The organism is Pseudomonas sp. SBB6 (assembly GCF_024213215.1).
GTDB classification, from domain to species: Bacteria; Pseudomonadota; Gammaproteobacteria; order Pseudomonadales; family Pseudomonadaceae; genus Aquipseudomonas; species Aquipseudomonas donghuensis.
Genome location: NZ_JANAVH010000008.1, coordinates 35,399 through 58,317 on the forward strand (window position 1 = coordinate 35,399; position 22,919 = coordinate 58,317).

At 58.3% G+C, this 22,919-nt stretch carries 28 protein-coding genes, 1 tRNA gene and 3 pseudogenes; 13 read left to right on the forward strand and 19 right to left on the reverse strand.

Going from position 1 to position 22,919, the window contains the following annotated elements; genetic code table 11:
• The first annotated feature begins 362 nt into the window (after nt 1–362).
• Nucleotides 363–560 (forward strand): carbon storage regulator CsrA, encoded by a 198-nt coding sequence (gene csrA, locus NLX68_RS16660; protein ID WP_010223936.1) that lies wholly within the window; start codon nt 363–365, stop codon nt 558–560.
• 78 nt (nt 561–638) lie between these two features.
• Here the strand turns inward: csrA and NLX68_RS16665 are convergent, their stop codons facing one another.
• The 3 genes and pseudogenes from NLX68_RS16665 to NLX68_RS16675 form a co-directional block, all read right to left on the reverse strand.
• Nucleotides 639–1,010 (reverse strand): response regulator, encoded by a 372-nt coding sequence (locus NLX68_RS16665; protein WP_254284864.1) that lies wholly within the window; start codon nt 1,008–1,010, stop codon nt 639–641.
• 53 nt (nt 1,011–1,063) lie between these two features.
• Nucleotides 1,064–1,627: pseudogene (locus NLX68_RS16670) on the reverse strand (RAD55 family ATPase); the annotation flags it as partial.
• A 1-nt stretch (nt 1,628) separates the two neighbouring features.
• Nucleotides 1,629–2,792 carry a nitrogen regulation protein NR(II) gene (locus NLX68_RS16675; RefSeq protein WP_254284865.1) on the reverse strand — a complete coding sequence of 388 codons (1,164 nt, stop codon included), beginning with the start codon at nt 2,790–2,792 and terminating at the stop codon, nt 1,629–1,631.
• Nucleotides 2,793–3,107: 315 nt separating this feature from the next.
• Here NLX68_RS16675 and NLX68_RS16680 point away from each other — a divergent pair, with 315 nt between their 5' ends.
• The 3 genes from NLX68_RS16680 (at nt 3,108) to NLX68_RS16690 (ending at nt 4,170) form a co-directional block, all read left to right on the forward strand.
• The gene (locus NLX68_RS16680) at nt 3,108–3,320 is read left to right on the forward strand and encodes a hypothetical protein (RefSeq protein ID WP_254284866.1); all 213 of its coding nucleotides are present in this window, start codon (nt 3,108–3,110) and stop codon (nt 3,318–3,320) included.
• A gap of 206 nt (nt 3,321–3,526) precedes the next feature.
• Nucleotides 3,527–3,611: transfer RNA gene (locus NLX68_RS16685), tRNA-Leu, on the forward strand.
• 145 nt (nt 3,612–3,756) lie between these two features.
• Entirely contained in the window at nt 3,757–4,170 is a 414-nt protein-coding gene (locus NLX68_RS16690) for a DoxX family protein (protein WP_254284867.1), read from the forward strand.
• A gap of 39 nt (nt 4,171–4,209) precedes the next feature.
• On the opposite strand, the gene NLX68_RS16695 is transcribed toward NLX68_RS16690, so the two are convergent.
• Together NLX68_RS16695 and NLX68_RS16700 are read right to left on the reverse strand one after the other, a co-directional pair.
• On the reverse strand, nt 4,210–4,419 hold the full coding sequence (locus tag NLX68_RS16695; protein ID WP_254284868.1) for a hypothetical protein: 210 nt from the start codon (nt 4,417–4,419) through the stop codon (nt 4,210–4,212).
• Nucleotides 4,420–4,489: 70 nt separating this feature from the next.
• Nucleotides 4,490–4,945, reverse strand: a complete 456-nt coding sequence (locus NLX68_RS16700) for an anti-virulence regulator CigR family protein (RefSeq protein ID WP_254284869.1) — start codon at nt 4,943–4,945, stop codon at nt 4,490–4,492.
• Between the two features lie 110 nt (nt 4,946–5,055).
• On the opposite strand from NLX68_RS16700, the gene NLX68_RS16705 reads away from it, so the two are divergent.
• The gene (locus NLX68_RS16705) at nt 5,056–5,298 is read left to right on the forward strand and encodes a hypothetical protein (protein ID WP_254284870.1); all 243 of its coding nucleotides are present in this window, start codon (nt 5,056–5,058) and stop codon (nt 5,296–5,298) included.
• A 67-nt stretch (nt 5,299–5,365) separates the two neighbouring features.
• Nucleotides 5,366–6,031 (forward strand): SOS response-associated peptidase family protein, encoded by a 666-nt coding sequence (locus tag NLX68_RS16710; protein ID WP_254284871.1) that lies wholly within the window; start codon nt 5,366–5,368, stop codon nt 6,029–6,031.
• Nucleotides 6,032–6,103: 72 nt separating this feature from the next.
• Here the strand turns inward: NLX68_RS16710 and NLX68_RS16715 are convergent, their stop codons facing one another.
• The 6 genes from NLX68_RS16715 to NLX68_RS16740 all read right to left on the reverse strand — a co-directional run bounded on the left by NLX68_RS16715 (nt 6,104) and on the right by NLX68_RS16740 (nt 9,940).
• Nucleotides 6,104–6,388, reverse strand: a complete 285-nt coding sequence (locus NLX68_RS16715) for a hypothetical protein (RefSeq protein WP_254284872.1) — start codon at nt 6,386–6,388, stop codon at nt 6,104–6,106.
• Between the two features lie 132 nt (nt 6,389–6,520).
• The gene (locus NLX68_RS16720; protein WP_254284873.1) at nt 6,521–8,101 is read right to left on the reverse strand and encodes a sensor domain-containing diguanylate cyclase; all 1,581 of its coding nucleotides are present in this window, start codon (nt 8,099–8,101) and stop codon (nt 6,521–6,523) included.
• A gap of 190 nt (nt 8,102–8,291) precedes the next feature.
• Nucleotides 8,292–8,648, reverse strand: coding sequence for an I78 family peptidase inhibitor (locus NLX68_RS16725; protein ID WP_254284874.1), 357 nt, complete (start codon nt 8,646–8,648; stop codon nt 8,292–8,294).
• 57 nt (nt 8,649–8,705) lie between these two features.
• Nucleotides 8,706–9,146, reverse strand: coding sequence for a GNAT family N-acetyltransferase (locus tag NLX68_RS16730; protein WP_254284875.1), 441 nt, complete (start codon nt 9,144–9,146; stop codon nt 8,706–8,708).
• Nucleotides 9,147–9,181: 35 nt separating this feature from the next.
• Nucleotides 9,182–9,376 carry a hypothetical protein gene (locus NLX68_RS16735; protein WP_254284876.1) on the reverse strand — a complete coding sequence of 65 codons (195 nt, stop codon included), beginning with the start codon at nt 9,374–9,376 and terminating at the stop codon, nt 9,182–9,184.
• A gap of 159 nt (nt 9,377–9,535) precedes the next feature.
• Nucleotides 9,536–9,940: a hypothetical protein gene (locus tag NLX68_RS16740; protein ID WP_254284877.1), complete on the reverse strand. Its 405-nt coding sequence runs from the start codon at nt 9,938–9,940 to the stop codon at nt 9,536–9,538.
• Nucleotides 9,941–10,355: 415 nt separating this feature from the next.
• Here NLX68_RS16740 and NLX68_RS16745 point away from each other — a divergent pair, with 415 nt between their 5' ends.
• Complete coding sequence (locus NLX68_RS16745; RefSeq protein WP_254284878.1) at nt 10,356–10,676, forward strand: YceK/YidQ family lipoprotein; 321 nt, start codon at nt 10,356–10,358, stop codon at nt 10,674–10,676.
• Between the two features lie 57 nt (nt 10,677–10,733).
• On the opposite strand, the gene NLX68_RS16750 is transcribed toward NLX68_RS16745, so the two are convergent.
• The gene (locus NLX68_RS16750) at nt 10,734–11,045 is read right to left on the reverse strand and encodes a DUF2834 domain-containing protein (RefSeq protein ID WP_254284879.1); all 312 of its coding nucleotides are present in this window, start codon (nt 11,043–11,045) and stop codon (nt 10,734–10,736) included.
• A gap of 108 nt (nt 11,046–11,153) precedes the next feature.
• On the opposite strand from NLX68_RS16750, the gene NLX68_RS16755 reads away from it, so the two are divergent.
• A complete protein-coding gene (locus tag NLX68_RS16755) occupies nt 11,154–11,972 on the forward strand; it encodes a helix-turn-helix domain-containing protein (protein WP_254284880.1) in 819 nt (272 codons plus the stop codon).
• A gap of 514 nt (nt 11,973–12,486) precedes the next feature.
• The gene (locus NLX68_RS16760; protein WP_254284881.1) at nt 12,487–12,732 is read left to right on the forward strand and encodes an SPOR domain-containing protein; all 246 of its coding nucleotides are present in this window, start codon (nt 12,487–12,489) and stop codon (nt 12,730–12,732) included.
• 150 nt (nt 12,733–12,882) lie between these two features.
• Here the strand turns inward: NLX68_RS16760 and NLX68_RS16765 are convergent, their stop codons facing one another.
• The 3 genes from NLX68_RS16765 to NLX68_RS16775 form a co-directional block, all read right to left on the reverse strand.
• Nucleotides 12,883–13,353 carry a GNAT family N-acetyltransferase gene (locus NLX68_RS16765; protein WP_254284882.1) on the reverse strand — a complete coding sequence of 157 codons (471 nt, stop codon included), beginning with the start codon at nt 13,351–13,353 and terminating at the stop codon, nt 12,883–12,885.
• Between the two features lie 341 nt (nt 13,354–13,694).
• A complete protein-coding gene (locus tag NLX68_RS16770; protein ID WP_254284883.1) occupies nt 13,695–14,705 on the reverse strand; it encodes a magnesium transporter CorA family protein in 1,011 nt (336 codons plus the stop codon).
• 29 nt (nt 14,706–14,734) lie between these two features.
• Nucleotides 14,735–16,321 (reverse strand): RimK family protein, encoded by a 1,587-nt coding sequence (locus NLX68_RS16775; protein WP_254284884.1) that lies wholly within the window; start codon nt 16,319–16,321, stop codon nt 14,735–14,737.
• A 92-nt stretch (nt 16,322–16,413) separates the two neighbouring features.
• On the opposite strand from NLX68_RS16775, the gene rimI reads away from it, so the two are divergent.
• The 3 genes from rimI to NLX68_RS16790 all read left to right on the forward strand — a co-directional run bounded on the left by rimI (nt 16,414) and on the right by NLX68_RS16790 (nt 19,121).
• The gene (gene rimI, locus NLX68_RS16780; RefSeq protein ID WP_254284885.1) at nt 16,414–17,523 is read left to right on the forward strand and encodes a ribosomal protein S18-alanine N-acetyltransferase; all 1,110 of its coding nucleotides are present in this window, start codon (nt 16,414–16,416) and stop codon (nt 17,521–17,523) included.
• Nucleotides 17,524–17,754: 231 nt separating this feature from the next.
• Complete coding sequence (locus tag NLX68_RS16785) at nt 17,755–18,114, forward strand: DUF2388 domain-containing protein (protein WP_254284886.1); 360 nt, start codon at nt 17,755–17,757, stop codon at nt 18,112–18,114.
• 806 nt (nt 18,115–18,920) lie between these two features.
• The gene (locus NLX68_RS16790; protein ID WP_254284887.1) at nt 18,921–19,121 is read left to right on the forward strand and encodes a hypothetical protein; all 201 of its coding nucleotides are present in this window, start codon (nt 18,921–18,923) and stop codon (nt 19,119–19,121) included.
• 62 nt (nt 19,122–19,183) lie between these two features.
• On the opposite strand, the pseudogene NLX68_RS16795 reads toward NLX68_RS16790, so the two are convergent.
• A pseudogene (locus tag NLX68_RS16795) lies at nt 19,184–19,671 on the reverse strand (transposase); the annotation flags it as partial.
• Nucleotides 19,668–20,132 (reverse strand): hypothetical protein, encoded by a 465-nt coding sequence (locus tag NLX68_RS16800; protein ID WP_254284888.1) that lies wholly within the window; start codon nt 20,130–20,132, stop codon nt 19,668–19,670. The pseudogene NLX68_RS16795 and the gene NLX68_RS16800, both read right to left, overlap by 4 nt.
• Nucleotides 20,133–20,985: 853 nt before the next feature.
• Between NLX68_RS16800 and NLX68_RS16805 the strand changes: the two genes are divergently transcribed.
• Nucleotides 20,986–21,291, forward strand: a complete 306-nt coding sequence (locus tag NLX68_RS16805) for a hypothetical protein (protein ID WP_254285080.1) — start codon at nt 20,986–20,988, stop codon at nt 21,289–21,291.
• A gap of 30 nt (nt 21,292–21,321) precedes the next feature.
• Here NLX68_RS16805 and NLX68_RS26520 read toward each other — a convergent pair.
• Together NLX68_RS26520 and NLX68_RS16815 are read right to left on the reverse strand one after the other, a co-directional pair.
• Nucleotides 21,322–21,504: pseudogene (locus NLX68_RS26520) on the reverse strand (hypothetical protein); the annotation flags it as partial.
• Nucleotides 21,505–21,969: 465 nt separating this feature from the next.
• Nucleotides 21,970–22,875: a LysR family transcriptional regulator gene (locus tag NLX68_RS16815; RefSeq protein ID WP_254284889.1), complete on the reverse strand. Its 906-nt coding sequence runs from the start codon at nt 22,873–22,875 to the stop codon at nt 21,970–21,972.
• Nucleotides 22,876–22,919: the final 44 nt, after the last annotated feature.

Here is a 22,919-nt window from a genome sequence, read left to right on the forward strand (position 1 = left end):
CAGCCCATTGGGCAAGCCCCATCAGCGGCTGCGAGGAAGTGGCGTTGGCGCTGTTCATGTAAAACCTGGCCGTCCCTTGAAAAGCCATTCAGCGAAACCCACCTTGGGTATCATGCAGAGAAATTTCCCATATTCGTTCAACCCCCCTATGCTTGCGGGTACGGGCAGCACTCGCTGTTCGGGAGCGCTCATCCAGCCAATCGGCACCTGCGACTAAAGACTCACGACAGAATCTGTGTTCGGGGGAATTAATATCCGCCGAAAGCGTCTTTAATGAAGGGAAAGAGGGACTCACCCCCTGTGTGATCCCGGCTTCTGCGGGCCCCGCCTGCAAGGCAACTTACGTTACCAAGGAGATATACATGCTGATACTCACCCGCAAGGTTGGCGAAAGCATCGTCATCAACGATGACATCAAAGTCACCATTCTGGGCGTCAAAGGGATGCAAGTGAGGATCGGCATCGATGCACCAAAAGATGTACAGGTGCACCGCGAGGAGATTTTCAAACGCATTCAGGCCGGTAGCCCGGCACCGGAGAAAGGAGGCGACGAGCACTAAGTAGCCCCCCCAGCTGACTCAAGCCGCACGGATGCGCTTGATCCTGTACTGACGGCCCTGCGGCTGCCTCACCAGGTCTCAAGATGCCTCGGGCGCGTCGACCAGTTCCTTCACTTTGGCAATCAGTTGAACGATGTCGAAGGGTTTGTCGAACACGGCAGCGAACAGCCCGGGATTATCCCGCCCCATGTGAGCTTGTGCCCCGCTCATCAGTATGATCGGCAAGCCCTGTAGCAGCGGCTCTGCACGAATGCTGACGGCCAATGCCCCGCCATCCATCACCGGCATCATGTAATCGGTGATCACCAACTCCACTGGCTTGTCTTTCAATACGTCCAAGGCCTTCTGCCCATTGCTGGCCAGTTCCACGTCGAAACCTCTGTCCTCAAGGGCGTATCTGAGGATATCGGCGATCAGGTACTCGTCGTCGACGACCAGAATGGTACTCATGGTGTTACCACCCGCCTCTTCATGATCCCGACACCGGTGAAGGCGTGCCCGTTGAGGCCGCTCGGGTGGCTGTACAGCGACTCCAGGCGCGGGTACACCTGCAGGCCATCCACGTTGATCTCACACTCGTGAATGCCCGACAACGCACCGCTGCCGCGGGGCTTGCGCAACTGGATGCGGCGCAGCGAACGGCTGCCGAGCAACGTGTCTCCCAGCTCGATAACACCATCGACCATGGTGTGCTCCGGGCTTCCGTCATCCAGCTGCGAGCTGGTCAGAAACAGCACGGTGCAGCCGGCGAACGCGGCATGGCCATGCAACTGGGCAATGAATTTTTTGCTATCCAGCGGGGGTTTCGCCCGTGAGCGGGCATTGAGCAAGCCATCGACGATCAGCAAGCTGGCCTGGTGGCGGCTGATTTCACCGCGCAGCAGTTTCACCACTTCGTCCAGCCCCTCTTGCTCCAGGGTGTCGAAGGCCAGCTGGTTGGCAAAGATGGTCTTGCCCGAACCGGGCCGCCCTTGAACAATATAGGAGGCACCCACCACCAGCCCGCCCTTGAGCAATTCATCGAGCCCGGGGATGCCGGTGGCAAGGCGGTTGAGTTGCTCCACGATGCTATGCACCTCCGTACTCAGGTGTAAGGTCGGGGTCAAGAGCGGCGCAGTACAACGGCAGATAGACGCTCATGCAGGTGCCCTTGCCCGCTTCAGTGTTAACGCTGACCGTACCATTGCTCTGTTTGGCGAAACCATAAACCTGGCTCAGGCCCAGGCCTGTGCCCTTGCCAAGATTCTTGGTAGTGAAGAACGGCTCGAAGATGCGCGGCAGCACCTGGCCGTCGATTCCTCGGCCGGTATCGCGCACGCTGATGCAGACAAAGCACCCGGCCAGCCCGTCCGGCTGGCCATCCAGCTCACAATTTCGTGCGTGCACGCTGATCACGCCCTCGCCGTCGATGGCATCGCGGGCATTGAAGATCAGATTGAGCAAAACCATCTGCAACTGCCCGGCATCGACTGCGACATCCCACAGGTCCTCGGCAAGCTTTACCTGAAGCGCCACGGCATTGGGCAGGGCCTGCCCGAGCAGCGAGCGTGTCGACTCGATCAGTGCCGACACCTTGACACGGCCAGACTTCAGCGCCTTGAAGCGGGCAAAACTGAGCAGTTGCTGGGTCATCTGGCTGCCGCGTTCGCCGGCATCGAGGATATGCCCGAGCAGGCGCTGGGTACGTTGTGGATCCCGGCTAGTGAGCGCCAGCCGGGCCGAACCGATGATGATGGTCAGCAGGTTGTTGAAATCATGCGCCATGCCCCCGGTCAGCTGGCCGAGGGCTTCGAGTTTTTGCGACTGACACAGCTGCGCGCGCACTTCATCGAGTTGTAGTGCGGCCTCGCGCCGATCGGTGATGTCGCGAGTAATTTTCGCCAGCCCCAGCACTTCGCCATCGGGCGCCCTGATCACGTCCAGCACCACCAGCGCCCAGAACAACGAGCCGTCCTTGCGCAGGCGCCAACCTTCATCCTGGGCGCCACCGGTACTCAAGGCGCGATCGAGCAGCCAGGCCGGCTTGCCGTCGGCACAATCCTGCGGGGTGAAGAATATCGAGAAATGCTTGCCGATCACTTCATCGGCGCAGTAGCCCTTGATCCGTTGGGCACCGGCGTTCCATGACATCACGTGACCTTCGAGGTCGAGCATGTAGATGGCGTAATCAGCGACGGTTTGCACCAGTTGCTCGAAGCGACTGGCATGCAGATCGGAGTCGGATAAGACCATGGCTGCCCCACGAAACCGCAGATGGCTTGTCTGGATATGACAGCATACGCTGCACGCGATTCCCTTCGCTGGTCTAAAACTTAGTCGGATTCTTCACCCACTGCCAGACCTTGGCAAACGGCACAGGCCAATACCACTTGACCCGGGGGGTTGCCGACGGACGTTTCAGCAGCGCGAGGTGCCTGCCTGGACAGGTGTGCCTGCCTTGAATTGGATCAAACATGAAAGCAACAGTGGCCCAATGACAGTAAGGAGCCACTTGCTCTATAGTCGCCCCGAATTTGCTATCTGCCACCTACCTCGAGGGAACGACACGTGGCCGCAGACCTACGAATGAAAGCCATCCACGATGACCTGCAACACACCGCCGCCGACCTTGAGCGGGTGTCGCACGACTTGCGCGGGCACGTGTTGCACTTGCAGCACTCCATACACCAGGCCGATGCCGCCGCTGTACTGGGCAGGATCGCTGGCCTGCAGACGTCGGTGGCTGACTTGCGCAGCGTCGCCGATACGATCAGCTACTGACCACGCAGGCTGCGTGGCGTCTGCCCCAGCTTGCGGCGAAACAGGCTGGCAAACGCCACCGGGTGGTCATAACCAAGGTCCAGGGCAAATGCTCTGGCGCTCAGCACAGGCGCCGCCCAGAGCCTTGCGCGCGGTTGACTCGAATATAACGATGGGTTATAAAGCTCGCTTGATTGAGGGAGCAAATGCATTTTCCTCAAGGCAATGCGAGTGTGGTGGAATTGGTATACACAGCAGACTTAAAATCTGCCGGCGTGAGCCTTGCGGGTTCGAGTCCCGCCACTCGCACCATCTTCTGAAAAGGCGCCTTATCGGGCGCCTTTTTGCTGTCTGGCGTTTATCCAATTACAGCCTTATGCCCTTTTTGCACCGGCGAGCCGCAAATCCTTGCGGCAACTGCTAAGGTAAAATTGCCCAACAACAAAGGAAGGCCGCCATGCGCTATACCCTGTTCGACAACCAGCGCGACGTTATCATCCTGCTGGCGCGGATACTGCTGATGATCCTGTTCGTGATGTCTGGCTGGAGCAAGCTCACCGGCTTCGACGGCACGGTCGACTACCTGGCATCCCTCGGGGCTCCGCTGCCAACAGTCGCGGCTGGGGTGGCGATAGTCATGGAGTTTTTTGTCGCCATCATTCTCATCCTGGGCTTCTACACCCGACCGCTGGCCTTCCTGTTCGCCCTGTTCGTGATCGGTACCGCCGTCATCGGCCATCCGTTCTGGAACATGGTCGACCCAGCCAAGGCGGCCAACACCGTGCAGTTTTTCAAGAACATGAGCATCGTCGGCGGCCTGCTGTTGCTATCGGTCACCGGTGCCGGGCGCTTCTCGGTGGATGGACGTTAACCGCGCACCACCTCCAGGTGCCAGCGCTGTTGCTGGCGCCTAGAGGTCGTCGAGGGTGTCTACACCTTCATCCCAGAAGGCATCATCGCCCCCCGCGACAGCACCAGGCCCCTCCTCGTCCTCGTCGTCATCTTGCGGATCGAACAACGGATTGACCTCGTCCTGGAACGGGTAATCGTCTTCGGCGAACTCATGATCCAGCAGGTGATCATGTTCAGGTTCGTGAATGTCCAGTTCGTCGTCGTTCATTGCAGGGCCTGTCTTGCCGGTGTGGGGGGCGCCTGTATAAGCGCACTCGCCCACGCCGTCAACTGCGGTTTCAATCGAGCACGTGAGTCAGCACTTCATAAATGATGCCGGTGGCGATCGCCACCAGGATCAGGTCGGTTCCGGCCTGGCGCCATTCGTAACCATCGTAGTGCGGTAGCCTGCCGAGCAGGCGGTCATCGAGTTTTTTCGCAATGCCCGGCGGCAAGGGTTTGCCCCGCGCCAGGTTCTTGCGCACACCCGGGGGCAGGTCGGCGTCGCGGCTCCAGTAATCAGGATAGCCATGCAGCACTTTGATAACGCTGGTGCGATCGATGGTTGGGCCGCGGCTCCATTGCTCGGCGCCCTTGCCGCCTTTCTGGCCGGCACCCTGGCCACCCTGTTTGCCCTGGCCTTGGCCATGCCCCGGATTGCCTTTGCCATTGCCCGGATCGGCAACAGCGCCAAGCGAGCCGAGCATCAGGCTCAGCGAAGTGACAGCGATAACCAGCAAGCGTGATCTGGACATAACGATGCGCTCGATAATGGGATATCCCACAGCAGCTTAGACGTTGTACAGGCACAAGGTTCCATGCCAGGGTAACGGCACCAGGGAGCGGTGCCTGCCAAGGAGCGACAATGAAATACCTGCTGATCTTCATCGCCAGCTACGGGGCAACATTTTTCGTGGTCGGTTCGATCATCGAGGCTCGCCTACAGGACCTGGCCGAGCACCTGCGCTACCGCGAGCGGGCGCCAACCCAGGCGCAATTCCTGCGCGAAGTCCACGCCAGCGCGCGACGCTCGACGTTCGAAGTCAGCGCCTGGCTGGGTACCTTGTTGGCATTGGTTGTGTCGCTAGTGGTCTGGGCGCTGACATGACTGTCGCAGGCTTGCCCAGCGATCGGATCTATCCTCAACCGATAGGCACCTCGCGGAGCATCGCAGCATGTGCGGCAGGTTGTCCCAGTACCGTGGCATCCACGATTTCGTCGACGCCCTGAGCATGCCGGGGGCTCTGGTCAACAACGTCGGTGATCAACCGCTTGGGCACTTCAATCTGGCACCGAGCACACCGGTGGCCCTGCTGCATATCGCGGCCGCCAGCCTGCACGCGGACCTGCTGCCCTGGGGCTGGCGGCCGCACTGGGCCAGGGACCGCGCCGCGCCCATCAACGCGCGAGTGGAGAACGTCGCCCATGGCGCGTTCTTTCGCACCATCTGGCCACACCGGGCCATCGTGCCGATTGACAGCTGGTTTGAATGGGTCGATGAAGGCCACGCGAAAAAACAGCCTTATCTGATCCGCCGCGCCGATCAGCGCCCTGCCCTGTGCGCCGCGATCGCCCAGTTCAGCGGTGAGCACGCAGGGTTTGTCATGCTCACGGCGGACAGTGAAGGCGGCCTGCTCGATGTGCATGACCGCCGGCCGATCGTGCTGGCGCCGGCTTTCGCCCGACAATGGCTGGACCCGGCCACTGCCGGTGAGCACGCCGAACAGATCGCCTTGCACCGGAGCGAGCCGGCCACGCTGTTCGAGTGGTACCCGGTCAGCGCCGCCGTCGGCAATGTGCGTAATCAGGGCGCCGAATTGATCGCCCGCATCCCAGGGTAGCGGCTGATGACAGGTAGCTCGTAGAGCCCGATGACGGCGGCGGCAAGCGACCGGGTAATAGCGCAGTCGCTATCAAGCCGCGGCAAACCATCCGATGAAGGCGATCAATCCTATTACCTGAAGAATCAGTAAGGTAGCAGCGCCTGCGGGTTTTCCGGCGAGCCACCAATAGGCGCCCACCAACGGCAGGCATAAGCCATTGGTTACCCCCAGCGTCAATACCGCGAGTGCGCTACCAAGGCCCGGGAAAGGCCCTTCAGGGCTTAACAGGATAAACACGAAAACGCAGCCGCCTATCGCCGCGACAACAAGGGCGGCCAGTGCAAACAAGCGTTGGGGCAAAAAGGGGTCGTCCATGATCAGTCCTTTGCATGTGCGGGCTGGGCATTTTACCGATGCGCGCAACGTTTATCATGCACTGCATCACGGTGGCCGGCATCAAATTCGAGGTGTTCGCTGTACGCCATGTCCCGTTCGAGCGGCGGATGGCTAGGTCCGTTTACTCGCCCACCCTGCGGCCAGACCGTCGACCAGGCACCAGCCGTTACGCCCCTTGTCCTTGGCCTGGTAAAGCGCCGAATCGGCAGCACCCATCAGCACGTGCGCCGTGACCGGATCGCTGACCGGGTAACCCAGGGCAATGCCGGCACTGGCCGTGACCCGCCCTGACGGGCTTTTCACATGCTCGATAGCCAATGAGCGAATGGCTTCGAGGATGCCCTCGACAATCCGGCTGGCACCTGCGGCATCGGTGTTGGGCAGCAGCAGGGTGAACTCCTCCCCGCCGTAGCGCACGGCCAGGTCGCCAGGGCGCTTGAGGCTGCTCTGAATGGCGGCGCCTACTGCCCGCAAACAGTCGTCACCCGCCGGATGCCCATAGTTGTCGTTGTAGCGCTTGAAGTAATCCAGATCCATCATCACCAGTGCCAATGGATAGCCCTGGCGCTTGGCCCGGCGAATTTCTTCAGCCAAGGCGGTGTCCAGCCGACGCCGGTTGCCCAGGCCGGTGAGGCTATCGCTCAAGGCCAGGTCGCGGACGGTCTGGTGCGCACGGCGAAGCGCGGTCTCCATCACCATACGTTCGCGCAATTGCCTGAGCACCAAGGCGCCGAAGCTGCTCAAGCCCACCAGCAACAACAGCAACAGCACGGCGGTTTTGATCAGGTCTTCACGCCAAGGGTCGATGATCGAAGCCCTCGACAGCCCGGCTTCCACCACCAGCGGATAAGCGTCCAGAGCCTTGTAGGCGTACAGGCGCTGCGTGCCGTCGACCACTGCCGTGGTTTCGACTACACCTTCGGGGGATTGCGGAAGATAGTCCTGGAAAATCTCGCTACTGGCCAGGCTGCCGCCAATCACCCGTTCGACAAAAGGCCGGCGGACCAGGATGGTCCCGTCCCGTTTGGCCAGTACCAGCGCCCCTCGGTCATCGATCTTGAACGCACCGTAGAACTCGACGAAATAGTCGACCTTGACGGTGCCGAGCAACACCCCGAAAAACGACCCGTCGGGGTTGTTCAAGCGCCTGGAAACAGGAATGACCAGATCGCCGGTGGAGCGGCTTTTCACCACCGCGCCGATATACACGCCGCGATCTTCATGGGTGCGGTGATATTCGAAATAATCGCGGTCGGCGTTATTGGCGTTGGTTGGAGTGCCGCTCTTGTCGGTAACGATCCAGCGGCCGTCCGAGCCATACACGAACAAGCCGTGAAGCTGCGGCATCAGTGTTGCCTGCTGCTTGAGCAGCTTGTGCAGCCGCGCAATGTTCATCCGCGCAAACCCGTCGCCTTCCAGCCGCTCCCCAAGCATCGCGGTCACCACATCGACCTGACGAATCGCGTCTTCGGCATGCTGGGCAGTGGCACTGGCAAGGTTGGTCACCGAGTCATGAGCACTGGCGAAGGCGTGCCGGTAATCGCGCCAGATCCGCCAGCCTTCGATGCCGACGAACAGCAGCACGACCAGCAGCAGGAAACTCAGAATCAAGCGAAACAGTGGCGCCGAACGCCCTTCACGTGGCGAGAATGACTCCGCATCGTGCCCGTTCAAGTCATCGCAGGAGGGCATACAGGTCCCTGTTCCATAAAACTCCAACCACAGTGATAAACCACCTCCCGACTGTCTGATAGCGCTTGGCGTTTAACATAGACCACCCAGGCCCATGCACCTAGCGCTGACGTGCAAAAAGGCACGCTACGTCGGGCGCTATGCTCAACAATGGCTGATCAACGCGATGCACCAGGACCTGCGGTATCCGCTAGCCGCAGAAAGCCCCGACAATCCGCTTCTGCTCATTCACTTCCAGATTCAGCCGATCAGGCACGAAGCTCAGGTCGCGACCCGGCATCGACAACACTCGCACCGAACTGACGCCCGATAACACTTTGGCAACCAGCAGTACGTCCTTGCCCACTTCCTGGCCAAACAAGACCTCAACCGACTCTGACGTGCACGCCTGCTCATCGCTGAAATACGCACTGGAATCTTCGCTGATGGTCTGTGCAAGCTCGACGATCACTACACTGAACAACAACCAGCCGACCAGGGCCAGGGAGAGCCCGAGAATGATGCTCGGGAGCAGGTCAAGCACACCCCGCGCTGCACTTTTGTCCATAAAAAAGGCCTTCAAAGGCTGCTCAGACCGAACAGACCCACGCGAGTTCCCGATCGATCAGCGGGTGCGTTTGAAGTAGACAAGCTCCGGGTCGTGCTCATCGAGGTTGTCGATGACGCCGCTAGGCTCGAAACCGGCCTTGAGGATGAACTTGCGCGAAGGAAGGTTGGACTGGTTGGTCGAGATGAACAGCTTTGCTGTCTTGCAGGTCGCCTCGGCGGCGAGCAGTAGCCGACCTGCCATGCCCTGACGTTGATATTCAGGGGCAACGACGACCAGGTTGATAAAACCGTAATCGAAAAAGCTGTAGGTGAGCGCGACATAGCCAATCACCGCCCCAGCGTGCACGGCAACCAGGCATTGCTGTTTGTCGACGGCTTCGCCAAGAAATCGCCCGCGCCCGGCGTTGACACTGGCGTAGGCATCGAATGCGAGCATGGCGCTTACGTCTTCGGGCGTGGCCCTGCGGATGATGGTATCGTCGTGCGTTGCGCTCATTTGGCCTCCTGCCTTGAGTCAATACCGCGGCGGATCTATCCCTGGCCCAACAATGCCGCATTCGCCTGGCGGACCATGGCCACCCACTCCCCCGGGCTGACCAGACCGGACTGCTCAAGCTGCTGCGCGGCCATCAAGGCCTGGTCGTATTCGGCCTCCTGCAACGCACCTTCCCCCAGGAAGCGGGCCCGCCACTCAAGAATCGCCGCCATCCCTTTCTTCGTCTCCATCCCCGCCCCCGCGTCCACTGAAAACAGGCGTGCGACCGGGTCGCCACCTGAGCGGCGGCGAGATTACAGGAGAACGATAGCTTTGAGAATGCTTCGTAATACCGTTTGTTATCTCACACTGTGCAGCCACGTCGCTACCGCCACAGCGACAATGAGCCGCTAGCCCTGCGCGTGTTTGCGCTGCTCGAGGAACACCGCCAGCGCCGCCAGCACGATAGCCAGGCTATAGGCAAAAAGGCCAAGGTTAATCCCCAGGATCATCTTCTCTGAACCGTCCGTAAGCACCATTGACCCACCGTAGCCCTCCCGCAGCCAGTAAGCCATCAGGAAACCACCGGTGACGAACAGGGTCAGCAGGCTGGCCAGCCTGAGATTGTCCTTGATCCACACCAGCCAGACGCTATAGGCGCCAATCGCGGTATTGGTGAACAATTGCCAGGTCTCATGGAGCCGCGCATGGGGTTCCCACGCCGGGTTGAACACATGGGTCTGGTTGATCTCGAGAATGGGCACCACAACGGCGTAGAAGACGATCCCGATCGTTACCAGCAGCTTGGCCATCATCACAAACCTCCTTGTCCGTGTTTCCCGTTACCGGGCCGATTCTCGCAGGGCCAGCGGCAGTTCGCAGGAATGCTGGCGCCGCAAGGCGCACGCGGTGTTTTTCAGTCCTGCCCGGTGAGTTCGCAGCCGCAGTACAGCGCCTAACTCTAGCTGCTTCATCGAAGGACCTCCAGAACCCTGCGAAGTGATCCCGTCATCACGAAATAAATGAACTGTCAGGTCCTGGAATTCATTTAGTATTCACATCTATCAGGTGAACGTTGGCCACCTGCGCTCCAAGTCTCGGGCTGCCGGGAATGTTGCTACCCTGCGGACGACGGGAGCTGATGTTGCAGCACGACCAAACCCGGACCTGGCTTCGATAGGCATTCACCTCAGGCCCGCCAGGATTGACTGATCAAAGGAGTGAGCCGTTATGAAGCTATGGATTGCAGCCCTGCTGCTGGTGACACTGTGCGGATGCGCAACGGTCAGAACCGTGACGAACGAATCACGCGCAGTAGATGATCTGGCCAAATGGGAAACCAACTGCCATTCGATACCGCGCGCCTACAGTGGCGTTGCCTATCAGTTTTGCAACCTTGACGGACCGGCCAGATCGGCTGCTCACTGGGCGCCAGCGCCGATCCTTCTGGATATGGCCGCATCGGGTATCGCCGACACCGTCTTGCTTCCCTACACCGGCTACCGGCAGTTCAAACATGGAAATACCCCAGTACGGCGACTGGAGTATTGAGGCTTCGAGCACTGATGGCCGCGGTGGTGGTTATGTTCGCCAGGTGGCAGCGCATCGTCATCCCTTCTTTCTCTCTGCCCCCCTGATTACGAGGTACAGCAGAGGACCGATTGAAACGAAGACCAGCGTGATCAGCATGTAAGGCAGCACCCCAATCAGAGAGCCTCCTCGTGCGCGGGTGTCCGTTACCATCCACATGCAGGCCAGCGCAGCCATCAAGTAGAGGTCGACAACCACTTGCGCGGTGTCAGGCCGGGACAACAGCTCAAGACCGAAAGCGAGGAGCGATTGCTCTGTAATCAGCAGCGTCCAGCCGGTATATAGCGTGAAGGCCATCAGTGGGGGCAGTGCAAGATAGCGAGCTCTCACGTTTTTCTCCTTGGTGAGTCACCCCGGTACAGTAGTGATAGGGTTCCTCGCCGCTCAATGACCTCACAGGTCATGGACGTTTCCCACATGGACAGCCAAGGTAGAAGCATGAGTAACCATCACTTCCATCGCAGAGCCGCCGCTGCCGGTACAGAAGCCGGAGCCTATCTGCGCCGGTTCCGACAACACGCGGGGTTGAGCCAGTTAGACCTATCGCTCATGACCGGAATTTCCCAGCGCCACCTTAGTTGCATAGAAACAGGACGCGCCAACGCTAGCCCCAGCACCTTGCACGCAGTGCTCTCTGCGCTTGACGTTCCGCTGGAGCAAAGTAACGACGTATTCCTCGCGGCGGGGTACGCACCTCGCTATACCGCATCGCCGCTAAACGCACCGGAAATGGAGATGGTGTATGCAGCGGTCAATCATATTCTGCAGGCCAACAATCCGGCTCCAGCCATTGTCATTGCCAGCAACTGGGACATTACGGCCGCCAATGTCAGCACAGGATTGCTGTTTGACATGGTCGATCTTGCGCAAGGACATCGCTCAGGCCTCAATCTGCTGACGACGCTACTGTGCCCGGGAGGCTTGGGTGATTACCTGATCAATGCCGAAGAGATCAGGGCAATCGCCTGGCAGCGAGCGACGAGGGAGGCTGCAAGCAACGCTGATCTGTCTAATCTGCTAAGCAGTATTCCCGCCCCTGCCAACCTTCCTGCAGATGCGGCGCTCTCCCCCGTGGTGCTTACTCGCCTGCATTCAAAACAGGGGGAGTTGGCGTTCCTCTCAACCTTTACAACCTTCGGCATGCCGCTGGACATAACTGTGGCATCGTTGCGTATTGAGCACCTGATTCCCGCCGACACGCAGACCTGGAAAACGATGACGGCGGCCTATGAACAGTGGCTAGCGGTTCAAGCATAAGTGGCATAAGGGCACAACTAAACGGGTCAAGTAACCCTGGGAACGCGGCTACCTGCATGTACGCTACGCGATCGCCCTGATCGACCAGGAGACAAGTGGCTTTCGCGATGAGAAGTGTCCAGGAGACATAGGATCGTTAGTGTGATGGGCGATGACAGCCTTTGTTCTCGATTTGTGGCGTTGCTGAGAAAAACTAGATACCTTGATGTGCCCGGCCAGCGGGGTTCTCACTCAAATTTCAAAACAAGGAAGTGCAATGGGCGTCCCACTCCCCCTCTGGCTCATGCTCACGGGCGTGACCGCTTACGTTGCGAGTACACGCGGGCGATCAGGGCCACGATGGTTTGCAATCGGGCTTTTCCTTCCCGGCGTAGCCCTGATCGCCGTGTTGTTAATGCCACGGTTGGCAAAGACCGGTGTTGACGCGCTAGTACACGAAGATCTGCGCCCCTGCCCTGCCTGCACCCAAGCCATCCAAGCTGCAGCCTCACGATGTAAGCGCTGCGGGGCCGACGTGGAGCCTATCGCCCTGAGAAATCGCAGCGGCTGGGTAGCACGTATTACTGCCCGTACCGATGAGGAATTTGAACGGATGGCGGCACAAATGACACTGATCGACATACCCACAATTCTCGATGAAGCGCCCCACGTTTTCGCAGGCCCGTTTGAAGAAAAGGCCGAGGCGCAAAACATGCTCAAGTACCTGAAGTCCAACCATGACCTGGATGGACTGGTGACGTGGCGGTCAGTGACGAGGTAGCCAGACACTCCCATCATCGCGCCTGGCCTGTCTGCATACTTTACCTCCATGGAAACCGCAACACGCATCGTTAAGCCGGAAGAGCAGACGTGGGTCTAACCGTGACGACAGGCAATAATCGGCCAGCAGCTAACCTCGCGGCGGCACCGTTTACGCAGTTGCATCCAACGGCATTCGGTATTCGATAACGCCAGGCTTTTCGGCAATCCAGTCGTATAGCCTTTGGGCGGTTTGATTGGTCTCCTGGGTGTGCCAGTAAAGCCGGTCACAGTTTTTTTCCCGCGCTTGCCCTTGCACATATTCGATAAGCGTCTTACCGATCATCTGGCCGCGTACGCTTGGGCATACGTATAGATCCTCCAGGTAGCAGAAGTCATTGCGGCCCCAGGTGGATCGGTGAAAAACGAAGTTGACGAAACCGTAGATGTGCTCGCCGTCTGAGGCGACTGCACAATGCACAGGTTCGGTGCTGTCGAAGAAACGCGCCCAGGTGGTCTTGGTCGTCTCCATGCCCACATCCACCTTGTAGAACGCTTGATACTTAGCCCAATATTCGCACCACGTGTCGAAGTCCTTTTGCTCTACTGGGCGAACCGATAAAACCTGTTGTCCTGCTGTCATGCTCAATCCTTAATGACGGTAGAAACGATAACTAGAAATGTAGATGCCCCGCTCCGTTTCTATCCGGTACGGCGCCGACCCCACGTGGTATCAACACGCCTGGTAACTGATTTATAGCGTGCCAATGGCCGAGGTAGCCCATCCAGTTTTTGATCTGCGGCCAGACCATTTGCTTGATCTCCAGAGTTCTGCTTAACCTGCGAACATCAACTGGGCTTGTCTTTGTTCCTGATGAAATCCAGATAGAAGCCCACAGCGCCCACCAGCAGAATTGCGCTTACCACCAGCAAACCAACAACGGTATTGTTCATCTACATCTCCTTGGCAGATCGCTGCTCCGATCACGAGAACACACGTGTAAACAATCGCTTTGCGCCGCCCGGACGCGTGGCTGTAGCCACTCCCCCTGCTCGACTTCCCCCACGAAAATCCCGGGCCAGGCGCTTGAGAAACAAGACCATCACCCCGCCCAACAGCAGCATCGCCAGGACCAGCGCCGGATAAGCAAGCCACCACGGGACACCACTGGTCATCATGCTGAATTCGGACATGCCGCCGATGCTCGCGATCAGGTTCAAGGGCAGGAACACCACGTTGATCAAGGTCAGCTTGCGCAGCATTTCGTTCATGGTGTTGTTGGCCAGGTTGCCACGTGCATCCATCAGCCCGGCAAACACCGTGGAGTAGATCTCTGCCTGTTTGTAGCACTGGGTATTCTCGATGATCAGGTCGTCGATCAACTCGATGAGCGGCGCGTCAAAGTGGTTTTTCTGCGCATGATTGCGAAGACGCGAAAGCACCGTGCCATTGCTGTGGATGGCGTTGATGTAATAGATCAGGCTTTCACTGAGGTTGAACATCTGTATCAAGTGGTTGTTGTGCATCGAGCTGTTGAAGCGCTGCTGCAGCTCGCGGGCAACCCGCTTGATCACCTTCAAGTGCCCAAGGTAGTGATGGATATTACTGAACAGCATATCCAACAACACATCCAGCGGTGTCTGCAAGGCATGACGGGTACCCAGGCCTTGCAACTGCGAGTCGTCCGGCGCGATCAGCACCAGGCGCTCGGCGTGCAACAAAAGACCGAAGGAGGACACTTCAAAGGAGAAACTGTCGCCGCCTGAGTAGTTCTCAGGACGTTTCCAGATCAGGAACAGGCTGTCTGGGTGGAACTCGATGCGTGAGACCTCATCAGGGTCAAGCGCTGACGCCAGCGCGTGCTCATCAATGCGCAAGCGGTGCTTGAGCAGTTCGCGCTCAGCAGGGTCCGGATCGACGAACAGCAGTACCGGGCTGTCGAGGCCTTCACTCGGATGCAGCGCCCCTTGGGCGAGCAGGAAGCTTTTAATCATCGCGGCACTCCCGGATCGATGCCGACCCTCTACCAGGCCTGGCCGCGGCGCTTGTGTTCCAACCGGCGCACGAACTCCTCCAGCACCAGGGTGTACAGGTCGTCCTGCAAATAAGCGTCCTCGATGCCGGCGTCCAGATTGGGGTTATCGTTCACTTCGATGACCACCACTTTGTCTCCCGCTTGCTTGAGGTCGACACCATACAAACCGTCGCCAATCAGGCCGGCGGTTTTTACCGCCAGCTCTACCACTGCTCGAGGTACTTCGTGGACGGGCAACGTGCGGCATTCACCAATAACGTCGGCGCCATTGGCCTTGTGGTTGAAGATCTGCCAATGGCCTTTCGACATGAAGTACTGGCAGGCGAAGATCGGCTTACGATTGAGAATACCGATGCGCCAGTCGTACTCGGTATAGAGGTACTCCTGAGCCAGGAGCAGCACCGAGTGCTCGAAGAGTTCAGCCGTGGCCCGCAGCAACTGATCCTGGTTCTCCACTTTGATTACGCCACGGGAAAAGCAACCATCGGGGATTTTCACGACCAGCGGGAAACCCAGGCGTTCCCCCACGTGCTGCAGTTCCTGGAGGTTGTCCTTGTAGAGAATCTCGCTGGCCGGCATAGCCAGTTTGTTGCTGCGCAACAGGTCAGTCAGGTAGACCTTGTTGGTGCACCGCAGGATCGAGGTTGGATCGTCCATCACCACCAGCCCTTCGCTCTCGGCTTTTTTAGCGAAGCGGTAGGTATGATTGTCGACGCTGGTGGTTTCACGAATCAGCAGTGCGTCATATTCGGCCAAGCGCGAGTAGTCTTTCCTCTCGATCATCTCGACATCGATGCCCATGCCGCGGCCTACCCGCACGAAACTTTCCAGCGCCTTGGCATTCGAGGGCGGTAATGTTTCGTCGGGGTCATGCAAGATGGCCAGATCGTAGCGCGCCATGCGCCTGGATCGGGGGACACGCCAGATTTTACGACTGAACCCATCCAGTGCATTGGCGAACTGATCTTCCTGATCTTCGCGCAGCTTGTGCATTGACCCGGCTTTTACTCCAGCGATATGCCAGCCATCGGCCTTGCGAAATTCGACCAATAATATCGGACAGGGAAACGCCTCAAACAGCTGACGGGCAATGGACTGTAACGGTTCCAGGTGTGTCCAGCCAAAGTAAAGACTCAAGGTAAAACCTTCAGCGCTGGCATACACATTATTATTTAAACTTTTCTCCAGTGTCTTTTCCACGTCGTCCAGGGCCAAGCCATAGAGCGACTTGCGGGTGAGCTCACTGATGGTCTTGACCGACGGTATTACTGTGTGACCTCTCGCCTCGGCCAAAAGCGAACAGTAATAACCATGCCCAAGGTACTTGTAACTGCGGCATAGGTTAATGACCTGCACGCGCTTGCTTGGCTCGCGATCCCGCGGCCGTTCCAGGTATTCCTGGGCGCTCACCAGGTCTTCACTGGGAAAGTACTTACTCCAATCTTCCTTACGCTCAACAATAATAACAAGTTGACTTGAACTCTTGCTTTCAATTGAGCCACGCGGTTGACTGACTATTGCCGACTCAACACGTTTACCCAATACTGCGCGCAAACCTAACGGTGCCATTGTCATCTCAAGTGCCTAACGAAGACCAAGTGCTTATCTATTAAGCATGGAAAATTAAAAAAGTCTCGCTCCCTTACGAAAGTTTTACGGTGATCTATATGGAATTTATATTTCGCACCGCCTGCGCCCAAGACCTGCCCTCGTTACTGTCGTTGGAGAACCAGTGTTTCGAGCATGACCGGCTATCGCCTCGCAGCTTTCAATGGATGATCAGCCGTGCACACGCCAGCCTGATCGTCGCTCAGGCCGAGGGGCAGTTGATGGGTTACGCCTTGCTGTTGTTTCATCGTGGAACATCCCTGGCGCGCCTCTACTCCATCGCCATTTCGCCCGCCGCGCGCGGTCAAGGGCTGGGCAAGCGGTTGCTGGCTGAAGCGGAGCAAAACGCGCGCTGTTTCGACTGTGCCTACGTGCGTCTTGAGGTCCGTCACGACAACAAGACGGCGATCAGCCTTTATGAAGGCGTAGGCTATCGACGCTTCGCGGTGATCAACGACTACTACCAGGATCATGCTGACGCCCTGCGCTATGAGAAACGCATCATTGAACAGCCTTCCGGCAATGCGCGGCGGGTGCCTTACTATCAGCAGACCACCGACTTTACCTGTGGCCCGGCATGCCTGTTGATGGCCATGGCCGCACTGCAACCCGGGCGGGCGCTGGACAGACGTGAAGAGGTTCAGCTGTGGCGCGAAGCAACCACGGTGTTCATGACCTCGGGGCATGGTGGCTGCAGCCCGCAGGGGCTCGCATTGGCGGCCTGGCGCAGGAATTTTCGGGTGACTTTGCAGGTGAGTGTCGACGGCCCGCTGTTCCTCAATGGCGTACGCAGTGAGAACAAAAAAGCAGTGATCCGCCTGGTACATGAGGAACTCTGCGCAGCGCTGCAGGGTAGCGACGTGGTGCAGGTACAGAGCAAGAAAATCGACATCGCGGGTCTATTGGCGGCGGGCGGTCAGCCGCTGGTGCTGATCAGCTGTTTTCGCATGACCCGCAGCAAAGCACCCCACTGGGTACTGGTGACAGGATGCGACGAAGACTTTGTTTACCTGCATGACCCGGATATCGACCATAGCCGGCATCGCCACGCCCTGGATTGCCAGCACCTCCCGGTAACCCACCAAGAGTTTCAGCGCATGAGTCTTTTCGGCGGTAACAAATTGCGCGCGGCAGTAGTGCTTTATCCCCGCCCGACCGATGGGGTGTGATCGAACAGGCTAGCAGCCGCTTGAACTCCCGAGAAAAGCAGGATCGATTATCCGCGCTATGGCTCGCGCAAATGCCTGCGGATGTTCAAAACTGGGGCAGCTCGTTGGAGGCACAAAGCCACTGCGCCGTCGGCCAGCTCAGTGACTGGCGTTCCATCCACACTGGATGCCCGGACAGGAAGACGGTAGATTCAGTCTCTGAAGGATGCTTCTCACCCATGGAGTGGATTTTTGCGCAAACTGATTGTTGTGCTTATGCTCGGTTTCCCGTGCAGTTTTCCCGTAATCGCTGGTGATGGTGGCGTCAGAGTGTCAGGCATGGGAGCGGTTGTTTCATCGACTTTTGCTGTGACTTTTTTTCCTTTTACACTTACCCAAGACAGCGAAGAAAGTACCCAGAATAGTCGCAAGAGAGGTGACCAGAAGATTCTTGCCGCTCGCAATGATGCTGCAGCTTTTGTCGCGAGTGATGGATTAATTCGAGGCGTGAGCCTGGAGGCAGCATTCGAGGTGTTGCGTACTCAGAATGAAGTGAGCACAGTCAGCGACATCGAGCTAGCTCAAGCAGTTTTGATTTACGAATTTCGCTAGCAAGACGCATTTCAAGCACTGGTAACGAGCCCAGCCCCGCGCTGGGCTTTTTGCATCTGGATGCCCGGCCAGGTCCTCGCTACAGTCACCCATTTTAAAGGAGGGATCATATGCGAGTCCTGACCGCACCAATGCTGCCCGATGCACATGAAAAGCTTAAGTTGGCGTGTGACAGGTCCAAGGCCGGGAGGGAGGCAGAGTAGCGACGGCGCCCCGCCGTGCTGGATCATCCATACCTATACTCTCTTTGGGTGCGAAGAGGGAAGGACATGCAGAGGCCGTCAAATGAGACTTGGAAGCAACTAAGATTAGCCTCAGTTGTTCTGGGAGGGATCATGCTAGTCGTGCTCATGGTCGTCATCAGCAGGTCCTATGGATATCGTGGGGCCGACATTGAAGTCATGCGAGGAGTGGCGGTCCATCAAACGACTAGCAATCATCCCAAGATCACCCTCCGGGACCTGGACTCGGGACGACTTAAACAGCTCGACTCCAAACTGCTCCGTCCGTCGGACCTGTTTAGAAAAGCCCAAGGCAAAGAGATCGAACTGTCGTTCGTCGGTAGCAGCATTCTGCATTGCACAGTGGAAGGAGTGGACCTCTGTTCTCCCATGTGCCTCTCAGGCAACGAATGCGAGGAGTGGGCCTCTGCCAAGGAAACCCGTAAAGCTCGACTCTTTGTCTTCATGTGGCTCACAGTCGCGGTGGTTGCCCATGTGATGCTGATGATAAATAGCAGGAGGCACCCGCGATCTCTATGACCGCACAGGCCTTCCATTTGGTCCCCAGCAAATCCCTCGTCGCGCATGCCGGCGCTCGCGCAGCCGGCTGAAGGTGCTGACCACCGCTACCTTGTACGAATCCTGAATGCCAGAAAGGCGCTCGTTGTTGGTCTTGGTGATATCCGCGACGCGATCCAGGTATTGCTGTTCGTTCGTGCTTTGCTGGTCGGCCAGGATCTGGTCAGCTGCTTGGCCATTGCACGCGGATATGCGCTTGTTTCGTAAGCGTCTGCCGAAGTCACCTTGCTAAGCTAGACGGTCTTATGAAGGGTTTCACAGAGAGCAGTTCCTAGCAGCTGCGCTGACTGGATCAAACTCATGATCACCGCTGCCCGTTTTCCACTGCGTGGCGACCCTGCAAAGAGCCAGTTATTGCGTCCAAGAGCCCATGCTCGGATCTGGTTCTCTGCCCAGTTGTTGTCAATGGGTACGGCACCCGTACTTTTATTCGTAGTGTGCCGTTCGAAGAACTTACGCCTCGCATGGGCCATGCAGCCGATCTCGGGTACGCCGAGTTCAAAGCTGGCTTTGTAGCCGCCAAAATCATCGCAGACCAGCTTGCCCTTCCAGCCTTGCAGGAAGTTGCGAGCATGCTCCCTGGCGCGGCTGGGGCTGAAGTCGTAAACCACCGCTGCCAAGTCCGAGAACTGGCGGGTGGCGTAGGCCCAGACGTAAGAGCGATAGGTTTTTTTTGATCCCAGCACGAGCATCTATACGGTGTTTCATCGGCGTGGATGACCTGCTGCCCGAGCACTACGTCGCGTCGCGCAGTTAGGGTTTCCTGACATTCCAAATTAATAAACTGTGATCTATGTAGAAACGCGATCCGTTTTCGCAGTCGGCAAACACTACGATCCGATCGGTGGGACGACTATGTTTTTCCGACAGACCAATAGAATGGACATTGTCACACCTTATTTGCCTTGCCGCTTTAACTGCAGCAAGGCGCTCTACCCTCTTGATTTGCTGGACACCACGTTCACCCCAAGCCTTGTAAATTGTAGGGTACTGCTCCTTAGGGTATGAGGAAAAGACAGATTCACTGACCTTTACCTCAGACTCGGGCCGCTCGCCATAGTAATAGTAAGCTGCCCACAAAATAGCTCCAATTGCGGCGACGCCTATACCCAGCGTCCAGCGCAGCGCTTTCTCGGAGCCTGGCGACTCTGCCATTTCCTTATAGGTGGCAAACAACACGACTACAACCACAGTAACAACCCATAAAACCGCTGCCATGCATCGATCTCCCTTGCGAAGCCGGGGCACTCTACCATCTGCTCTAACGCCTGAAAAACCGCAGAGGTACTATCACGGGCTATTCGCTATCGACACTGGCCATGAGGAATGCCTTGAACAGCTCCTCTCCTTCCTCCGGTGTCTCTTCGGCTGAGCGCGCTAGGTCCGGTTTCCATTTCGGCAGATAATCGAGGCCTGGATATCACCCCTGGCATCGCTGAGCAACACCAGCTCTGGCTCCTCCTTCAGTCGTTTCCCGCTGCTTCCACTGGGTCTTGAGCGCCAGCGCCAGCCTCAACGCCGCTGAGCTCGAAGGCCTTGCCGGCAGGCGGTCGTGCACCGGGCTGAACGCCTTGGCCACCGTCTCCACATCCGCATCCTCGAAGGCCACTCGAAAGAGGGAAAACCTAGCGCGTTTACCGTCGCGTCGGGGCCATTGCTAAGCCCTCGAAAGGCTGAAGTTTCGGAACTCCACACTTTTAGTTTCGGAACTCCTGCCTTTTCAAGCCACAACGAAAAAACCCCGCAGACGTTAATCTGCGGGGCTTTCAATAATGGAGGCCGAGGTCGGAATCGAACCGGCGTAGACGGATTTGCAATCCGATAGAAAGAAACCCGCCCGCTGCGGCTTTGGACCGCTTTTCAGTTCCAAAGCTTTCCAGTTTCAGCACCCTTGAAAGCCGCATTCTACAAGGGTGCCCATGCTCAGTTTTGGAACTGATTTTCACCCCTCCTCCGGCGCCCTGCCGAACGAACACAATCCCCCATCCTCCTACAGCTCGTCACCCCGATCTGGTCAGAATTGCCCTACCCCCTATTACTGTACACCCGAACAGTAATGGTGGGCGGTACCGTGATCATCGAAGACGACAGCTTCGCACTGGGCATGCCCACGCCTGCCCAAATGTTGCGCCAGCACGCGCGCCTGGTCGAAGCCGAGTGCAAGCAGTTGCGGCACGAACTCGACCAAGCACGGGAGAACATCGAGAAGCTGGTGGCCATCCATCAGGCCCAGGCCGCCGAGATCACCAAGCTGAACGCCAGGGTCGAGCGCATGACCTGGGAGTTGTCCGATGCCCTTGTAGAAAACACCGAACTGAAGAATCGACATATTGGTGGCTGCCCGACCACCTGGGGTGCAATGCCGCCGAAGGGCTAGCTCTTCGTGCAGTGTGCGTGCAGGCCCGTCGAGCGACCGCAACTGGTACTCGGTGACAGCTTGGTATAGGGATTCGGCTTCCTGCCGCAGGCGCTCGATTTACTCCGCTGGCTCGCCGGCATCCTGAGCAGCGTGGTAACGTCGCAGCGCATCGATGGCCTGTTGTATCAGCGGCTCGCCGGCCTCGATAACTCCCGCCAGGGTCTTCTTCACGCTACTGCTCCGGCAATTTGACCAGGGCAGTATAGGCCAACAGCTATTCGGGCTTCGCTGCGGGTCAACCAGATCAGCGACAACCACCAGTGTCATCTTCCGGACATCACCAGCCGTTCGTCCTCGTGCTCAGATGGACTATACCGCATCGGACCGAACCTCCAGCGATGCTCGTATCCCGTCGAACGCTCGACATTCCCCCGCGATTTGCAAGGGAGAGACCGAGCGTCCTGTCGTTTTACCAAACGCCCTTTTCCTCAAAGACTCAGGCAGTTAGGACCCCTGGCCAAATCGCGTACAGCGTGCTCACCCGCTCCTGCCCCAACTCGTAGGCGTAGAACCCTCCGCTGACGTCCCGGGACTTCGCCCGCCACTCTGCTGAGCTCTCGGTCGCAGCATCGTCCACCCTGCGATACGCAAGCGTCACTGAAAGCTTGATGTACCCGTTTCTGGGTCAGCTTTCAATCAGCGCCAACAATCCAATTGCCCTTGCGCACGACTGCTGAAGATCTTCAGCAGCTCGCTCAGTGTATGCGGCGGCGGTTCGGCAGTGCGGGTCACCGCGTACAGGGTGATGGGCAGCGCTGGGGCCAGGGGGCGAATGGCGGTGGCCCCAGGCGACGCGCCAAGGGCGGTGAAGGGGTCGATCACCGCCAGCCCTGCACCGGACTCGACCATCGCCCTGGCCAGTGAATAGGTCTGCACCGCGATGCTCACCCGTGGCGGCGGCTCTACCGCCTCGAGGTAGCTGTCGAGGCGGGCCGACAGCGGGTCGGCGCTGGACAGCCCGATCAAGGGCGCATCGGCCAGGGCCATCAACGGCAGCGGCTTGCCTTCATCTTCCAGCGGCCAATAACCTGCCGGTGCCAACGCCACCAACACCCCGCTGGCCAGCGCCTGGGCCTTGAGCGCGGGGTGATCAGGCTGTTGCAGGGTCAGGGCGACATCAATTTCACGCATCAGCAGGTTCTGCACCAGTTCGCGACTGTGGGCGCTGGACAGCTCGCAAGCGATGTCCGGATAACGCTGGGTCCACTCATTAATGGCCGGCGGCAGCAGCGACAGGGCCAGTGCCGGGGTCGCACCGATCCGCAGGCTGTGGCCCGGCTCACGGCGCAGGCTTTGCGCCAGGCGTCGCACCCCTTGCAGGCTCTCCGTGACCTTGTCGACCTCGCGCTCCAGCTCCAGCGCTTCGGGCGTGGCCTGCAGTTTACCGCGCACCCGCAGAAACAAAGGGAAGCCCAATTGCTGCTCGGCGTGTTGCAGCACCTTGGTCACGCCAGGCTGGGAAACGTGCAGCAACTGCGCGGCACCGCTGACCGAGCCGGTCTGGCGGATGGCCTGGAAAATCTCGATATGGCGAAGGCGCATGGCAAGTCCATAACCTTTGTTTATGGGTTAGCCATCTTTATTCA

Excerpts from the sequence above, each read along its gene's own strand:
- NLX68_RS16735 (WP_254284876.1), bottom strand. The coding sequence starts at position 9,376 with ATGGAGACGAAGAAAGGGATGGCGGCGATTCTTGAGTGGCGGGCCCGC.
- NLX68_RS16740 (WP_254284877.1), bottom strand. The coding sequence starts at position 9,940 with ATGATGGCCAAGCTGCTGGTAACGATCGGGATCGTCTTCTACGCCGTT.
- rimI (WP_254284885.1), top strand. The coding sequence starts at position 16,414 with ATGGAATTTATATTTCGCACCGCCTGCGCCCAAGACCTGCCCTCGTTA.
- NLX68_RS16690 (WP_254284867.1), top strand. The coding sequence starts at position 3,757 with ATGCGCTATACCCTGTTCGACAACCAGCGCGACGTTATCATCCTGCTG.
- NLX68_RS16770 (WP_254284883.1), bottom strand. The coding sequence starts at position 14,705 with ATGATTAAAAGCTTCCTGCTCGCCCAAGGGGCGCTGCATCCGAGTGAA.
- NLX68_RS16665 (WP_254284864.1), bottom strand. The coding sequence starts at position 1,010 with ATGAGTACCATTCTGGTCGTCGACGACGAGTACCTGATCGCCGATATC.
- NLX68_RS16725 (WP_254284874.1), bottom strand. The coding sequence starts at position 8,648 with ATGGACAAAAGTGCAGCGCGGGGTGTGCTTGACCTGCTCCCGAGCATC.
- NLX68_RS16710 (WP_254284871.1), top strand. The coding sequence starts at position 5,366 with ATGTGCGGCAGGTTGTCCCAGTACCGTGGCATCCACGATTTCGTCGAC.
- NLX68_RS16755 (WP_254284880.1), top strand. The coding sequence starts at position 11,154 with ATGAGTAACCATCACTTCCATCGCAGAGCCGCCGCTGCCGGTACAGAA.
- NLX68_RS16720 (WP_254284873.1), bottom strand. The coding sequence starts at position 8,101 with ATGCCCTCCTGCGATGACTTGAACGGGCACGATGCGGAGTCATTCTCG.
- NLX68_RS16800 (WP_254284888.1), bottom strand. The coding sequence starts at position 20,132 with ATGGCAGCGGTTTTATGGGTTGTTACTGTGGTTGTAGTCGTGTTGTTT.
- NLX68_RS16775 (WP_254284884.1), bottom strand. The coding sequence starts at position 16,321 with ATGACAATGGCACCGTTAGGTTTGCGCGCAGTATTGGGTAAACGTGTT.
- NLX68_RS16715 (WP_254284872.1), bottom strand. The coding sequence starts at position 6,388 with ATGGACGACCCCTTTTTGCCCCAACGCTTGTTTGCACTGGCCGCCCTT.
- NLX68_RS16730 (WP_254284875.1), bottom strand. The coding sequence starts at position 9,146 with ATGAGCGCAACGCACGACGATACCATCATCCGCAGGGCCACGCCCGAA.
- NLX68_RS16765 (WP_254284882.1), bottom strand. The coding sequence starts at position 13,353 with ATGACAGCAGGACAACAGGTTTTATCGGTTCGCCCAGTAGAGCAAAAG.
- NLX68_RS16705 (WP_254284870.1), top strand. The coding sequence starts at position 5,056 with ATGAAATACCTGCTGATCTTCATCGCCAGCTACGGGGCAACATTTTTC.
- NLX68_RS16675 (WP_254284865.1), bottom strand. The coding sequence starts at position 2,792 with ATGGTCTTATCCGACTCCGATCTGCATGCCAGTCGCTTCGAGCAACTG.
- csrA (WP_010223936.1), top strand. The coding sequence starts at position 363 with ATGCTGATACTCACCCGCAAGGTTGGCGAAAGCATCGTCATCAACGAT.
- NLX68_RS16700 (WP_254284869.1), bottom strand. The coding sequence starts at position 4,945 with ATGTCCAGATCACGCTTGCTGGTTATCGCTGTCACTTCGCTGAGCCTG.
- NLX68_RS16790 (WP_254284887.1), top strand. The coding sequence starts at position 18,921 with ATGCCGGCGCTCGCGCAGCCGGCTGAAGGTGCTGACCACCGCTACCTT.
- NLX68_RS16815 (WP_254284889.1), bottom strand. The coding sequence starts at position 22,875 with ATGCGCCTTCGCCATATCGAGATTTTCCAGGCCATCCGCCAGACCGGC.
- NLX68_RS16695 (WP_254284868.1), bottom strand. The coding sequence starts at position 4,419 with ATGAACGACGACGAACTGGACATTCACGAACCTGAACATGATCACCTG.
- NLX68_RS16745 (WP_254284878.1), top strand. The coding sequence starts at position 10,356 with ATGAAGCTATGGATTGCAGCCCTGCTGCTGGTGACACTGTGCGGATGC.